Origin of the sequence: Salipiger bermudensis HTCC2601 (assembly GCF_000153725.1) — a bacterium.
GTDB lineage: Bacteria > Pseudomonadota > Alphaproteobacteria > Rhodobacterales > Rhodobacteraceae > Salipiger > Salipiger bermudensis.
In genome coordinates this window covers 341413-354039 of the sequence record NZ_DS022277.1, presented here as the reverse complement: position 1 = coordinate 354039, position 12627 = coordinate 341413, and the positions used below count along the sequence as shown (strand labels likewise).

12 protein-coding genes are annotated in these 12627 nt (G+C 65.6%); 9 read left to right on the top strand and 3 right to left on the bottom strand.

Annotated features, from left to right (window positions below):
- Positions 1 to 88: 88 nt before the first annotated feature.
- The gene (locus tag R2601_RS20735) at positions 89 to 1126 is read right to left on the bottom strand and encodes a LysR family transcriptional regulator (protein ID WP_007802107.1); all 1038 of its coding nucleotides are present in this window, start codon (positions 1124 to 1126) and stop codon (positions 89 to 91) included.
- Positions 1127 to 1656: 530 nt separating this feature from the next.
- On the opposite strand from R2601_RS20735, the gene R2601_RS20730 reads away from it, so the two are divergent.
- The 3 genes from R2601_RS20730 to R2601_RS20720 all read left to right on the top strand — a co-directional run bounded on the left by R2601_RS20730 (position 1657) and on the right by R2601_RS20720 (position 4615).
- Entirely contained in the window at positions 1657 to 2685 is a 1029-nt protein-coding gene (locus tag R2601_RS20730; RefSeq protein ID WP_040545657.1) for a TRAP transporter substrate-binding protein, read from the top strand.
- A gap of 131 nt (positions 2686 to 2816) precedes the next feature.
- Positions 2817 to 3332: a TRAP transporter small permease gene (locus R2601_RS20725; RefSeq protein WP_040545655.1), complete on the top strand. Its 516-nt coding sequence runs from the start codon at positions 2817 to 2819 to the stop codon at positions 3330 to 3332.
- The gene (locus R2601_RS20720) at positions 3329 to 4615 is read left to right on the top strand and encodes a TRAP transporter large permease (protein ID WP_040545653.1); all 1287 of its coding nucleotides are present in this window, start codon (positions 3329 to 3331) and stop codon (positions 4613 to 4615) included. The genes R2601_RS20725 and R2601_RS20720 overlap by 4 nt, the downstream gene beginning before the upstream one ends.
- An 87-nt stretch (positions 4616 to 4702) precedes the next feature.
- Here the strand turns inward: R2601_RS20720 and R2601_RS20715 are convergent, their stop codons facing one another.
- Positions 4703 to 5290, bottom strand: coding sequence for a nuclear transport factor 2 family protein (locus R2601_RS20715; RefSeq protein ID WP_083793987.1), 588 nt, complete (start codon positions 5288 to 5290; stop codon positions 4703 to 4705).
- 314 nt (positions 5291 to 5604) lie between these two features.
- Here R2601_RS20715 and R2601_RS20710 point away from each other — a divergent pair, with 314 nt between their 5' ends.
- Positions 5605 to 6003 carry a (R)-mandelonitrile lyase gene (locus R2601_RS20710; RefSeq protein WP_040545651.1) on the top strand — a complete coding sequence of 133 codons (399 nt, stop codon included), beginning with the start codon at positions 5605 to 5607 and terminating at the stop codon, positions 6001 to 6003.
- A 25-nt stretch (positions 6004 to 6028) separates the two neighbouring features.
- Positions 6029 to 7045, top strand: a complete 1017-nt coding sequence (locus R2601_RS20705) for an amidohydrolase family protein (RefSeq protein ID WP_007802079.1) — start codon at positions 6029 to 6031, stop codon at positions 7043 to 7045.
- An 87-nt stretch (positions 7046 to 7132) separates the two neighbouring features.
- Here R2601_RS20705 and R2601_RS20700 read toward each other — a convergent pair whose 3' ends face one another.
- The gene (locus tag R2601_RS20700) at positions 7133 to 8719 is read right to left on the bottom strand and encodes a GAF domain-containing sensor histidine kinase (RefSeq protein ID WP_040545648.1); all 1587 of its coding nucleotides are present in this window, start codon (positions 8717 to 8719) and stop codon (positions 7133 to 7135) included.
- A 522-nt stretch (positions 8720 to 9241) separates the two neighbouring features.
- On the opposite strand from R2601_RS20700, the gene kduI reads away from it, so the two are divergent.
- The 4 genes from kduI to R2601_RS20680 all read left to right on the top strand — a co-directional run bounded on the left by kduI (position 9242) and on the right by R2601_RS20680 (position 12617).
- The gene (gene kduI / locus R2601_RS20695; protein ID WP_040545646.1) at positions 9242 to 10066 is read left to right on the top strand and encodes a 5-dehydro-4-deoxy-D-glucuronate isomerase; all 825 of its coding nucleotides are present in this window, start codon (positions 9242 to 9244) and stop codon (positions 10064 to 10066) included.
- On the top strand, positions 10066 to 10809 hold the full coding sequence (gene kduD / locus R2601_RS20690) for a 2-dehydro-3-deoxy-D-gluconate 5-dehydrogenase KduD (RefSeq protein WP_007802068.1): 744 nt from the start codon (positions 10066 to 10068) through the stop codon (positions 10807 to 10809). The genes kduI and kduD overlap by 1 nt, the downstream gene beginning before the upstream one ends.
- A gap of 244 nt (positions 10810 to 11053) precedes the next feature.
- Entirely contained in the window at positions 11054 to 12022 is a 969-nt protein-coding gene (locus R2601_RS20685; RefSeq protein WP_007802060.1) for a TRAP transporter substrate-binding protein, read from the top strand.
- A gap of 88 nt (positions 12023 to 12110) precedes the next feature.
- Positions 12111 to 12617, top strand: a complete 507-nt coding sequence (locus R2601_RS20680; protein ID WP_040545644.1) for a TRAP transporter small permease — start codon at positions 12111 to 12113, stop codon at positions 12615 to 12617.
- Positions 12618 to 12627 lie beyond the last annotated feature (10 nt).

Sequence of the window (12627 nt, the reverse complement as noted above, 5' to 3'; positions counted from 1 at the left end):
CCCCGTGTTGCTGAACCGCAGGATAGGCGCAACGGGCGGTCGGGAGGAACCTGTCCGGCGGTGCCATAGGCACCACCTAGACGGGATATCACGTCTCTTCGGGGACGGGCTCTTCGGCGGGTTTGGCTTGGTCCTTCATCTTCTCGACCTCCTCGGACACGATGGCGCGCAGCTGGTAGCGCTCGACCATCTCGGCGATGATCTCGAGGATGAAGGATTCGACCTCGGTGCGGGCCCGCGTCACCGGGCGCATGCGCGAGCGGGCGAGATAGGCGGTGCGGCGGATCGTCGGTTCCTTGATCGGCACCATCGCAAGGGTGCCGTCGGCCACCTGCTTGACCACCGCGCCGTGCGACAGCAGCGTGTAGGCGCTGGCGCGGCTCACCATCTCGACGATATGCGGCAGCGAGTCGATCTCGGCCACGACGTTGAGATCGACGCCAATGGTGCGGGCAAACTTCTCCTGGAGCTTGCGCGCGCCGTGGGTCTGGCTGGTCAGCACCAGCGGCAGCTCGGCGAGCTGCGCCGCGGTGATCGGCTCGAGCGCCACGCCGTCGGGGCCGAGCTCGCCCTGCCAGTTGTCGGTGGCGGTGACGAGGAACATCTCTTCGGTCAGCAGCGGCTGCAACGCGTAGGAGATGTTGTCGGGCGCCTCGTAGACGCAGCCGAGATCGAGCCGGTCGGTGTTGAGCCACTCGATGATGTCGCCCGACATCGCTTCGGCAATGTGCAGCTTGATCTGCGGAAACTCGTAGTGGATGGTCTCGAGCAGTGGCACGCTGAGCAGGATGCTCAGTGAGGGCGGCAGGCCGATCGAGAGCGTGCCGCGCGGCTCGCCGCCGATCTGGCGGATCTCCTCGATCATGTCGCCGACGCTCTTGAGGATCTCGCGGCCGCGTTCGGCCAGCGCAACGCCGGCCTCGGTCATCTGCACGCCGCGGGCGCCGCGGATGGCGAGCTTGGTGCCGAGCTCGTCCTCGAGCTTGGCGATGTTCTCGGACAGCGATGGCTGTGCCATGTTGAGCGCGTTGGCCGCGGCCGAGATCGACCCGTGTTCGGCAAGCGCGAGAAAATAGGAAAGCCTCTTGAAGTTGAGATTGCTCCCGGGCTTTTCGTGGCGGCTCATGTCAATTCCTCCCAAAGTCGACGGAGCGCTGGTGCCGTTTCCGGCAATAGGATTTGTCTATGCCGTGAGGCGCGCGCTGTCCAGCAAAAGGTTGGCGGGTGCAATTCCCTGAAACAAATGCAAATATTTTTGCGCTATCCCGACAGGATCGCTTGCCTTGGGCATTTTGTGCGGCAGTGCAGGGTATCAATCTTCAATTTTGCCTATGGCTTCTCCGCGTGCTGCGGCGGCCGGAGGCCGCGTAGCGCACGGAAATAGCAGCGGGCGAGAGGCCTCCGCCCGTCGCACGGCTCGGCAGGCGACATTCAAGGTCCCTCCCACTGTATCAAGCGCTGCAAGCCCCTTTGTTTCAAGCCGGAAATTGTGACCGGCAGTTCAGTCAGCGGTTTTGCCTATGCGCTCGTTAGGCCCAGAGCCGGAGCGCCCGTGGCTCGATTGACCGTTCAGCCGTGACGTCACTAGCATCGACCGGGATTGAGAGGATCCGGGAGCCTGCACGCTCCGGAAGCAGTCACGGGAGGAGTCCGAAAATGATCAAGACGACCATCAGAACGCTGGCGCTCGGCGCTGTGTCGACCATGGCGCTGTCCGCGCCGGCAGCGGCAATCGACGAGCGCACGTTCCGCGTCACCCAGGTGTTTCCGAGCACCCACTGGCACATGACCGAAGGCATCCAGAACTTCACCGACAAGGTGAAGGAGGCCACCGACGGCGCCATCGATTTCGAGATCTACCACGCCGGCCAGCTCGGCAAGGAAAGCACCACCGTCGTGACCTCGGGTCTGGCGGAGTTCGGCCTGCTGGTGCCGGGCTACGAGGTCGAGAAGCTGCCGCTGACCTCGGTGGTCGAGCTTCCCGGCTATTACGACACCTCCTGCGAGGGCACCCGCCAGTTCTGGGAGCTCGCCAAGCCCGGCGGCGCAATCTACGAGGCAGAGTACAAGCCGCTCGGCATCCGCCCGCTCTACGTCATGACGCTGCGCCCCTACGAGGTGCAGACCAACGAGGCCGTGGTCGAGAGCGTCGAGGACATGAAGGGTCTGAAGCTGCGTGCCAACGGTGCGATGGCCAAGACCGTCGCGGCGGTGGGCGGCACGCCGGTGCAGGTGACCTCGAACGAATTCTACGACGCGCTGGCGCGCGGCACCGTCGATGGTGGCATGTGGATCTCAGGGTCGACCAAGCTCGTGGGCCTCGAGAACGTGCTCAACCACACCGTGACCGGCACCCGCATGGGCGCGGGCAGCACCTTCTTCGCGATCAGCGAGCGCGCTTACCAGAGCCTCGACCCCGAGCTGCAGGAGATCCTCACCACCGCCGGTGAGGAGATGACCATGCACATGTGCGAGTATCTTCAGGCAGCCGACGAGAACGGCGAGAAGGAACTGGTCGCGGAAGGCAAGCTCGAGGTGCACCCGCTCTCCGAGGAGGAAGCGGCGCGCTGGAACGAGATGCTGATCCCGGTGGCCGAGCAATGGGCCGAGGAAATGGACCGCAGTGGCCGCCCGGGGACCGACATTCTCGAGGCCTACCGCGCCGTCGCGGAAGAGATCGAGTGATCTGACCCTCCCCGACCGGGGCCGCGGGGCAGTGCGCTTCGTGGCCTGGTCTTCGCCCTCCCGGCCGGCCGCCGATCCGGCCTCGCGCCGGGATGGCCCCTCGAACGCAACCTAACGGAAGGAGGCGAGGAATGGGCCAATTCCTCAAGCGCCTGGAACAGGCGTCGATGCTGATTGCCGTGGCAGCCATCACGCTGATCATGCTGATCGTCAGCTTCGACGCCATCCTGCGCTACCTGTTCAATTCGCCGCTGCAGTGGTCTTACGAGCTGGTCGGCTACTACCTGATGGTGGTGGGGATCTACTTTGCCCTCTCGGGCACCTTCACCTCGGGCGATCACGTCAACATCACCCTCGTGCGCGACATGCTGCCCAAGCGGCTTCTGGCCTGGCTCGACATCGTCTGGTGCCTGGTCGCCGCAGTGGTCTTCGCGCTGCTGACCCTCGGCACCTGGCGCAACACCGCCGACGCATGGACCCATAACGAGTTCATCCCGGGCTACATCTCCTGGCCCAGTTGGCTCTCACATCTGTGGATTCCGCTGGGCGCGGCGCTGCTCGTCGTCCGGCTTCTCTATCACGTCGTGATCCTTGCCACGCAGGGCCACGACGACGACGTCAACGATCATGGGGAGCCCATGGAATGATCCCGCTCATCGGAGTTCTCATCCTCTTCGCCCTTCTGCTGGTGGGCGCGCCGATCAGCTTCGCCATGCTGATTTCAGGTGCCGTCGGGCTCTACATGATCGGGGGCGAGTTGCCGATGATGGCAATCCTGTCCTCCTTCCCGCGTGAGACCGCGATCACCCGCGAGTTCATCACCGTACCAATGTTCCTGCTGATGGCCGAACTGGTGCTCAAATCCGGCATCGCCGACGACCTGTTCCGCACTGCCGCGGCGTGGTTCGGCCGGGTGCGCGGCGGTCTGGGGATCGCCACGGCGCTGGCCGGTGCCGGGTTCGGGGCGATCTGCGGCTCTTCGACCGCCGCCGCCGCGACCCTGTCCTCGACCTCGCTTCCGGCGATGCTGAAATACGATTACGAGCGCCCGATGGCCGCCGGCGTGGTGGCGATCTCGGGTACGCTGTCGATGCTGATCCCGCCGAGCGTGGCGATGATCGTCTACGGCCTGCTGGCCGATGTGAGCATCGCGCAGATGCTGGTGGCGGGCGTCGTTCCGGGCATCATCGTGACCTCGACCATCGCGCTCACGGTGTATTTCCTCGCCTGGCAGAAGCCCGAGCGCGCGCCGATCAGCGAAAAGGTGCCGCTGCGCGAAAAGATCTACCTGCTGCGGCTGATCGGGCCGATGCTGCTGCTGATGCTGGCGGTGACCGGCGCCATCTATGGTGGCGTGGCCACGCCCAGCGAAGCCTCGGCGCTCGGCGCCTTCGGGGCGGCGATCCTGTATTTCGCCCGCGCCCGCCGCACCCCGGCCGAGGTCTACGAGGTCTTCTCCAAGGCCGCGCGCACCTCCTGCATGATCGCGCTCATCGTGATGTCGGCGCATGTGTTCTCGACCTTCTTTGCGATGACGCAGACCACTCAGAGCCTGGTGCGCTGGGTCGGAGAGCTGCCGCTGCCGGGCTGGGGCATCATCATCGTGCTGGTGCTGATCTACATCCTGCTGGGCACCTTCCTCGACCAGATGGCGATCCTCGTGCTGACCGTGCCGATCGTGGTGCCGATGGTGCTGAGCCTCGGCTATGACCCGATCTGGTGGGGCGTGATCGTCATCGTGACCGCCGAGCTTGGCATGGTGACGCCACCCTTGGGGCTCAACGCCTTCGTGGTGGCGCGCTATTCCGACACGCCGGTGGGCGAGGTGTTCCGCGGGATCTGGCCGCATTTCGTGGCGCATATCATCGCCATCGCGATCCTGCTGCTGTTCCCGGCGCTGTCGCTCTGGCTGCCGCACCAGATGAACTGAGCCTCGCTCCGCGCGAAAGAAAACCGCCCCGCCATCATCGATGGCGGGGCGGTGTCGTTTCAGGCCCGGGCTTTTGTTCTCCGGAGGTCAGTCCTCCGAAGACCGGCGCGCGTGCGGGTGGCGGTGCAGATCGGCGAAGCCCGCCACCGCGTGGGAGGGATCGTCCGGGCCGCGGCTGCAATGGTTGTTTTCCGCGCCCACCTCGCGGGCGGTCTGCACCACCTCGTCCAGCCGGCTCCAGTCGTCGATGACCTTGCGGCTGAGCACCCGCCAAGCCCCGTCGCGCTTGACGAAATGATCGAGATATCGACCGACCCGCATCCGGGTCCAGAGCCGCCCGTCCTCTTCGCGGCGCTGCGACGCCATGAAGTAGGTCTCCACGTCTGCCACGTCGCCGCGCAGGTCGATCAGGATGTTGCCGATATGGTGCACCGAGGCGGTGACGGCGGGATTGGCCGCGCTCTTCGCAAGCGCTGCCATCGCATCCGCCTTGCTGCCGCGAAAATTGCCGTGATCGTCCTCGGCATCGTCGTGAAAGGCGGGGTCGAGCAACGTTGCATCGCCCCGGTCGACGCCGCGCGCATAGGCATAGACCGCCTGCCGGATCGCCTCGTGATCGCGCAGCCGCGTCACCTCCGCCGCCAGCGCGGCCACCTGATCGGCCAAATCTGTCATCTCGGGCCCTCCCTTTCAAACTGCATGGTTGGCGCGAGCCTAGAGGATCGCGGGCGGGGCGGCATCCCCAAGCGCATCAGGGGGCGGGCGCCAAAGGCGCGCCCTCTGGAAAGGATCGGAGCTGGGGCCGGGACGGCGGCAGCGCCTTCTCGTACATTTCGGGGCAACGGTCTGCGGGGCCATTGCGGCGCCCGAGAGGTGGCATAGAGAACCCCTATGGCTGCACCCGGACCTCGGGTTGGCCCCCTCCGGCGTCATTTCCACGCCCTGCCGCAACGCCTAGTGTGGCGGCAAAGCGCGGAGGAGGAGACCCGATGCTGATCAAGGAAAACGGCAGCCAGCCCTCGAGCCTTGGCCCTGAGAGCAACTTCACCGGCCATGCCCGCCGCGACCCGATCCACGTGGCAGACGATCCGTCGCGCCTCGCGGTCGGCGCGGTGACGTTCGATCCCGGTGCGCGCACGGTGTGGCACACCCACCCGGTCGGCCAGTTGCTGGTGATCACCAACGGTGCCGGACGTGTCGGCACGTGGGGTGGCGAGGTGCGCGAGGTCAGGGCCGGTGATACGGTCTGGTTCGAGGCGGGCGAGAAACACTGGCACGGCGCCGGGGCCAGCACCGCGATGACCCACATCGCGATCACCGAGGCGGTGGGCGGCTCCGCGGTGGACTGGCTGGAGCCGGTCTCGGACGCGGATTTCGACACGGCTTGATGACCGAAGGACAGGACGGAAACCGATGAAGACCAAGCGCAACGAGGGCCGCGACGAGCCCATCCTCGACCCGGATCTGCCCATCGTCGACAGCCATTTCCATCTCTTCGACCTGCCGGGCAACCGCTACATGCTCGAGGAGTATCTCGAGGATGCGCAGGGCGGGCATAACGTCGTCGCCTCGATCTACTGCGAGACCAAGAGCTTTGCCCGCACCGACGGCCCCGAACACCTGCGCCCGCTGGGTGAGGTCGAGTTTGCCAACGGAATGGCTGCGATGGCGGCGACCGGGCGCTACGGCCCCTGCAAGGTTGCCGCCGGGATCATCGGCCATGCCGACCTCAGCCTCGGCTCGAAGGTCGGCGAGCTGCTCGATCGCTGCATGCAGGCTGCGCCCGACCGCTATCGCGGCATCCGGCAGGTCACCCTGGACTATCCCGACGAACGGCCGTTCCAGTTCATCATGACCAACCGCCCGCCGCCGGGGTTGCTCGAAACGGCGGGTTTTCCGCTCGGGCTGGCAGAGCTGCAGGCGCGCGGGCTGAGCTATGACGCGGCGGCCTACGACACGGCACTGCCACGCCTGACCGAGCTGGTCGACCAGTTTCCCGACCTGACGGTGGTGCTCAACCATATCGGCAATTTCGTCGGCGTCGACATGAGCCCTCATGAGCGTTCGGAGGCCTTCGCGCGCCTGTCCACCGATCTCAAGGTCTTCGCCGAGCGTCCGAACGTGTTCTGCAAGGTCGGCGGGCTCGGGATGCCGGTGCCGGGCTTCGGCTTCGAAAAGCGCGAGGACGTGGTCGGCTATGCCGAGCTTGCCGAGGCATGGCGCCCGCATGTGGAGCTCGCGATCGAAGCCTTCGGACCCAGGCGCTGCATGATCGAATCCAACTTCCCGCCCGACAGCCGCTCTGCCGGGTTCATCCCGACGCTGAACGCCTACAAGCACATCCTCTCGGGGCTTTCGGAGGATGAGAAGCGCGACGTCTTCGGGCGCAACGCCGCGCGGGTTTACCGGCTTGATCTCGACGGCCTCTGAGCCGCTGCTGCCCGGCTGCGGTCGTCATCGGCTTGTCCGGGTACGCGCAGGCAGGTGTCGCGACCGCCCGACGCGTTCTCGCCGGCGCTAGCCGGTTGCGTCGAGCGACGCGCTCTCGGACGCCGGGAACCGCACCGTGAAGGTGGTGCCTTCGCCTTCCGCGGTCTCTATGTCGATGGTGCCGAGATGCTGGTCGCTGATCGCCTTCACGATGCTCAGTCCCAGCCCGCTGCCTTCGTCGACCCGGTAGCTCGGGGCCCGCGAGAACCGCTCGAAGATCTTCGGTTGAAGCGCGACAGGGATGCCCGGGCCGCGGTCCTGCACCCAGAAACCGTGCCCGTCCGTGGTCAGGCCGACGGTGACGAGCCCGTTCTCGGGCGACGCCTTGATCGCGTTCGAGATCAGGTTGGACGCCAGCCGCCGGATGCGCTCCGCGTGCAGAGGCAGGGCGGGCGAGGGGGCTGCGGGTTTCAGCTCCATACGGACAAGGCGCTCGGTCGCGTAGGGCTGGATCGATTCAAGCGCGTCATCGAGCAGCGGGAGCAGCGGCGTCGCATGGAAATCCGCGCGATCGCCGTCTTCGCGCAGCTTCTCGAGATCGAGGATGTCGCCGGTCATGCGCTCGATGGCAGCGGCGTTGCGCTCCGCGATCTCGAGGAGCTTGCGGCTCTCCTCGGGCAGATCCGTCTCGCGTGCGGCAAGAAGGCGGAGCGCCCCGTGAAGCGCCGCAATCGGATTCTTCAGCTCGTGGCTGACGGTCGCGATCAACGCGTCCTTGGCGCGCTCGAAGCGCCTTTCCTCGGTCACGTCGCGGATCACCCCGAGATAGCCCAGATGCTCGCCGGCCTCGGTGCGCACATCCGCCGAGGAGACCGCGCCTTCGAAGACTGACCCATCCGCCCGGCGACAGGACATGGCGAAGCGGTCGCGCTGATAATGCGAGCCGGGGTTGAAGTTCTTCTTGCCCATGGCCTCGTAGTCGTCGAGCGCCTCGTAAAGCACCGCTGTCTGCCGCCCGACAAGCTGGTCGGGGCTGTAGCCGAAAAGCTCCCGGACGGCGGGGTTGACCACCGAGACGCGGCGGTCGGGATCGGCCACGATGACGGCCTCAGGCACCGCGTCGATCACGGCGGCAAAGAGGCTTCTCTGCGCGCGCAGCTGCCGCCGCTCTTCGCGCAGGTGCAACTCGTTGCCGAGCCAGCGCGCAAGAAACCCGACGAACTCCCGCTCCTGAGCGGAGAACGGCTGCTGGCGCGGGTCCGGGCTCGAGAAGTTCAGCGTGCCGTGGCGGATCGGTCCGCGAAACACCGGCGCGCCAATATAGCTCTCGAGGCCGAAATTCAGGTAGCAGGGGTGGTCCGAGATGTGCTCCAGGCCGGCGTGATAGAAGGCGGTGACGTCATTGGCCTGAAGCGTGTGAAGGCAATAGGTGCCGTCGACGTCGAAGCGGGTGCCCGGCTCCGGCGCCCAGTCCGGGCCATGAACGAAGCTGCAGGTGTAGACCTGTTCGTCGATCGCGCTGACGATGCCAAGCTCGAGCCCGAGGGCTGCACTGCCAAGTTCGAGCAGGCGACCGACCTTGTCCTCGAAAGACAGGTCCGGTTCGACCGCCAGAAGGTAAAGCCGGCGCAGGGCCTCGTCGAAGCCCCGAAAGGCGGTAGGGTCAGCGGTCATCTTCTGGCGTCACTTCTTGTCGAGCTCAGGAAAGGTTCAGGGCGCGCTAACAAATTCTCTGGTTACATCGTCAAGCAAATGCACGGCTTAGTTGCCGATGTAAACTGTTGCGTTCAAAAGCCTTCTCGAAAGACGCTGGTCTGCCACAGGCTCCGGCTGGGCGTTCGCGCCCGCTTTGGCGGTCCCGACCGGTACCGGTCACGCTGACCACGGAGGGCGGTGTGGCGGGCGCGGTGCCGCCCGACGCGGCTCGGCTGGTGGCTGCACGATGAGTGGAGAGGCGCGCGCTTCATCCGTGGTGGTCGGACGCGCCCGACCTCGGGCTGCTCGTCGGCACGTTGCTCTGCGTTATCACTGGCACCCCGCAGGGAAGTGGCGGGTCAAATCGATCGCCTCTTGATCTGTCATACAAATAATGCAAGTCATATGTCAGAAATGAGCGGCAGGGGAAGACTGTCTGACAAAACCTGCTGTCAGACGGGGCCGCGCCCGGCCGGAGGACACACAGGAAGAGGATCGATCATGCTTACCGTCGAAACCCGCCACGCCATTCACCCCGACCATGCCAAGGGGATGGACACCACCGCGCTGCGGTCGCATTTCCTTGGCGAGGGGATGTTTGCCGATGGCGAGATCCGTCTCGTCTACACCCATTACGACCGCTTCACCCTGGGCGGCGCGGTCCCCGCGGGTGGCACGCTGACGCTGGACAAGGTCGAGGAGACCAAGACCGACAGCTTCCTCGACCGCCGCGAGATGGGCATCGTCAACATCGGCGAGCCCGGCACCGTCGAGGCCGGTGGAGAGACCTACGAGATGAACCGCGGCGACGTCCTCTATCTCGGCATGGGCAGCGGCGCGGTCACCTTCGGCGGGCAGGGGCGGTTCTACATCACCTCGGCCCCGGCGCACCGGACGCTGCCCTCGCGGCTGGTGACCGTTGCCGATTGTGTCGAGGTCAAGCTCGGCGCGTCCGAGACCTCGAACAAGCGCACCATCAAGCAGTTCATCCACCCGCAGGTGATGGAGAGCTGCCAGCTGATCCTCGGCTACACCTCGCTCGAGGACGGCTCGGTCTGGAACACCATCCCCAGCCACATTCACGACCGCCGCATGGAGGCCTATCTCTACTGGGGCATGGATGAGGATGCGCGGGTTCTGCACCTGATGGGCGAGCCGACTGAGACGCGGCATCTCTTCGTTGCCAACGAGCAGGCCGTGCTTTCGCCGACCTGGTCGATCCACTCTGGTGCCGGGATCGGCGAGTACACGTTTATCTGGGCCATGGCGGGCGACAATGTCGATTACACCGACATGGAGTTCATCCAGCCCAAGGAGCTGCGCTGATGGCCGGGCCATTCTCTCTGGAGGGGCGTAAAGCGCTGGTGACCGGGGCCAATACCGGTATCGGGCAGGCCATCGCGGTGTCGCTGGCGGGGCAGGGCGCGCATGTGATCTGCGCCGGGCGCCGGGCCTGCGATGAAACCGTCGCCGAGATCACCGCGGCGGGCGGCTCGGGTGAGAGCCTGCTGCTCGATTTCGCCGACCCGATGGCCGCTCGAGACATATTCGACGGGGCGGGCATCTCGATCCTCGTCAACAATGCCGGGATCATCCGCCGGGCCGACTCGGTCGATTATTCCGAAGCCGACTGGGACGACGTGATGGACGTGAACCTCAAGGCGCTGTTCTTCACCTGCCAGGCCTTCGGCAAGGCGCTGCTGGCGCAGGACATGCCGGGCGCGGTGATCAACATCGCCTCGTTGCTGTCGTTCCAGGGCGGCATCCGGGTGCCCGCCTACACGGCGGCCAAGCATGGCGTGGCCGGGGTCACCAAGATCCTCGCCAATGAATGGGCGCCGCACGGGATCACCGTCAACGCCATCGCGCCGGGCTATATCGCGACCAACAACACCCAGGCCCTGCGCGACGATCCCGAGCGCTCTGCGGCGATCCTCGACCGCATTCCTGCCGGGCGCTGGGGCGATGCCTCGGACATCGGCGGCACCGCGGCCTTCCTCGCCTCGCCCGCGGCGACCTACATCACCGGGGCCGTGCTCAACGTCGACGGCGGCTGGCTGGCGCGCTGACCCTTCCACCTGATTGCAATCAGGGCCCCGTCGCATGTGGCGGGGCCCTTTTCCTTTGGGTCGCAGAATCTGTCATATCAATATTGATGACACTCTTTCTGCGGCTGCGAAGAGATCGCGGTTAAGTGTTTGATATAAAAGTAATATCATCGACATTCTCGCAACGCTTGACAGTTATCATACAAGTTGGTCATATATCGCTCAGGCAGACTCGACTCTGCCGACTGTCAGGGAGGACAACACCATGTTTCGTATGACCACTTCCGCGCTTGCGCTCGCGCTGCTTGCCACCCCCGCCATGGCCGAGACCTGGCGCACTTGGGCGATCCACCCCGAGGGCTACCCGAACGTGACCGCGCTCGAGAGCTTTGCCGAGGATGTCGCCACCGCCACCGAGGGCCGCATCGAGCCGCAGGTTTATCCGGGTGGTGTGCTGGGCGCCCAGCCCGACGCCATCGAGCAGCTGCGCGCCGGTGCCATTGCCGTCGGCAACTTCAACATGGGCCCGATGGGCGAGATCGTGCCCGCCACCAACGTGCTGTCGCTGCCGTTCATCTTCCGCGATGTCGATCACATGCACGCGGCGATGGATGGCGAAATCGGCCAGCGCTTCTCGGATGCTCTGTCCGAGGCGGGCATCGTGGCGCTGTCGTGGATGGATAGCGGCTCGCGCAGCTTCTACAACACCAAGAAGCCGATCATGACGCCCGCCGACATGGACGGGCTGAAGTTCCGTGTGATGAGCAACGACCTCTACGTGCAGATGGTCGACAGCCTTGGCGGCAACGCCACGCCGATGGCCTATGGCGAGGTCTACCAGTCGCTCAAGACCGGTGTGATCGACGGCGCCGAGAACAACTACCCCAGCTTCGAGTCGTCCAACCACTACGAGGTGGCGAAGTACTACTCGATCACCAACCACCTGATCATCCCCGAGTGCATCTGCGTCGCCAAGTCGGTGTGGGATGACACCTCGCCCGAGGATCAGGAACTGGTGCGCGAAGCGGCGATTGCCGCCGCCGAGGAGCAGCGTCAGCTCTGGGCCGAGCGCTCCGACGCCTCCCGTGCCCAGGTCTCGGAGGCCGGCGTCGAGATCAACGAGGTCGAGGATCCGATGGCGTTCCAGACCGCGATGGAACCGGTCTATGCCAAGTTCATCGAGGCGAACCCGGATCTCGAGCAGCTGATCCGTGACATCCAGGCGGTCGAGTAAGATCGTCGCACGCCCCGGCCTTCGGGCCGGGGTCTGACGCACTCAGGACTCAGGGGCCGCACTCGGGGCCGCATTCAGGGAGGGGGCGATGTTACCTCAGGACAAGGCAGTCGCCGATATGGGGCCCGTGGAGCGGGCGCTGGATCTGCTCGCCAAGGGCTGCGTCGGCGTGGCCGGGACCGGGCTGGTCGTGCTGGTGGCGATCTTCGGCTGGCTGGTCTGGGGGCGCTACGTGATGAACGACACCCCTACATGGGTCGAGCAGGTGGCGCTTCTGCTGGTGGTCTGGATCACCTTCCTCGGCGGCGCCGCCGGGGTCTGGACGCAGAGTCACCTCTCCATCGAGTTCATCCGCGAGATGCTGCCGTCGGTCCTGCGCGTGCCACTGCACTGGATGGCGCTGGCGGGGATGCTGGTCTTCGGCATCGTGTTGTTCTGGCAGGGCTGGACGCTGGCCCAGAGCCTCTGGCCCCGCCGCGTTCCGATGCTGGGCGTCACCGAGGGGCTGCGGGCGGTTCCTATGGCGATCTGCGGCGCGCTGACGGCGGTTTTCACACTTTACCAAGCGGTGGCGCTGGCCACCGCCAAGACTTGACTGGCAAGGA

What these genes read in the sequence shown, in the direction of transcription:
- R2601_RS20700 (WP_040545648.1), bottom strand. Translation starts at nt 8,719, where the DNA reads ATGACCGCTGACCCTACCGCCTTTCGGGGCTTCGACGAGGCCCTGCGC.
- R2601_RS20735 (WP_007802107.1), bottom strand. Translation starts at nt 1,126, where the DNA reads ATGAGCCGCCACGAAAAGCCCGGGAGCAATCTCAACTTCAAGAGGCTT.
- R2601_RS20725 (WP_040545655.1), top strand. Translation starts at nt 2,817, where the DNA reads ATGGGCCAATTCCTCAAGCGCCTGGAACAGGCGTCGATGCTGATTGCC.
- R2601_RS20685 (WP_007802060.1), top strand. Translation starts at nt 11,054, where the DNA reads ATGTTTCGTATGACCACTTCCGCGCTTGCGCTCGCGCTGCTTGCCACC.
- R2601_RS20720 (WP_040545653.1), top strand. Translation starts at nt 3,329, where the DNA reads ATGATCCCGCTCATCGGAGTTCTCATCCTCTTCGCCCTTCTGCTGGTG.
- R2601_RS20705 (WP_007802079.1), top strand. Translation starts at nt 6,029, where the DNA reads ATGAAGACCAAGCGCAACGAGGGCCGCGACGAGCCCATCCTCGACCCG.
- kduD (WP_007802068.1), top strand. Translation starts at nt 10,066, where the DNA reads ATGGCCGGGCCATTCTCTCTGGAGGGGCGTAAAGCGCTGGTGACCGGG.
- R2601_RS20710 (WP_040545651.1), top strand. Translation starts at nt 5,605, where the DNA reads ATGCTGATCAAGGAAAACGGCAGCCAGCCCTCGAGCCTTGGCCCTGAG.
- R2601_RS20715 (WP_083793987.1), bottom strand. Translation starts at nt 5,290, where the DNA reads ATGACAGATTTGGCCGATCAGGTGGCCGCGCTGGCGGCGGAGGTGACG.
- R2601_RS20730 (WP_040545657.1), top strand. Translation starts at nt 1,657, where the DNA reads ATGATCAAGACGACCATCAGAACGCTGGCGCTCGGCGCTGTGTCGACC.
- kduI (WP_040545646.1), top strand. Translation starts at nt 9,242, where the DNA reads ATGCTTACCGTCGAAACCCGCCACGCCATTCACCCCGACCATGCCAAG.
- R2601_RS20680 (WP_040545644.1), top strand. Translation starts at nt 12,111, where the DNA reads ATGTTACCTCAGGACAAGGCAGTCGCCGATATGGGGCCCGTGGAGCGG.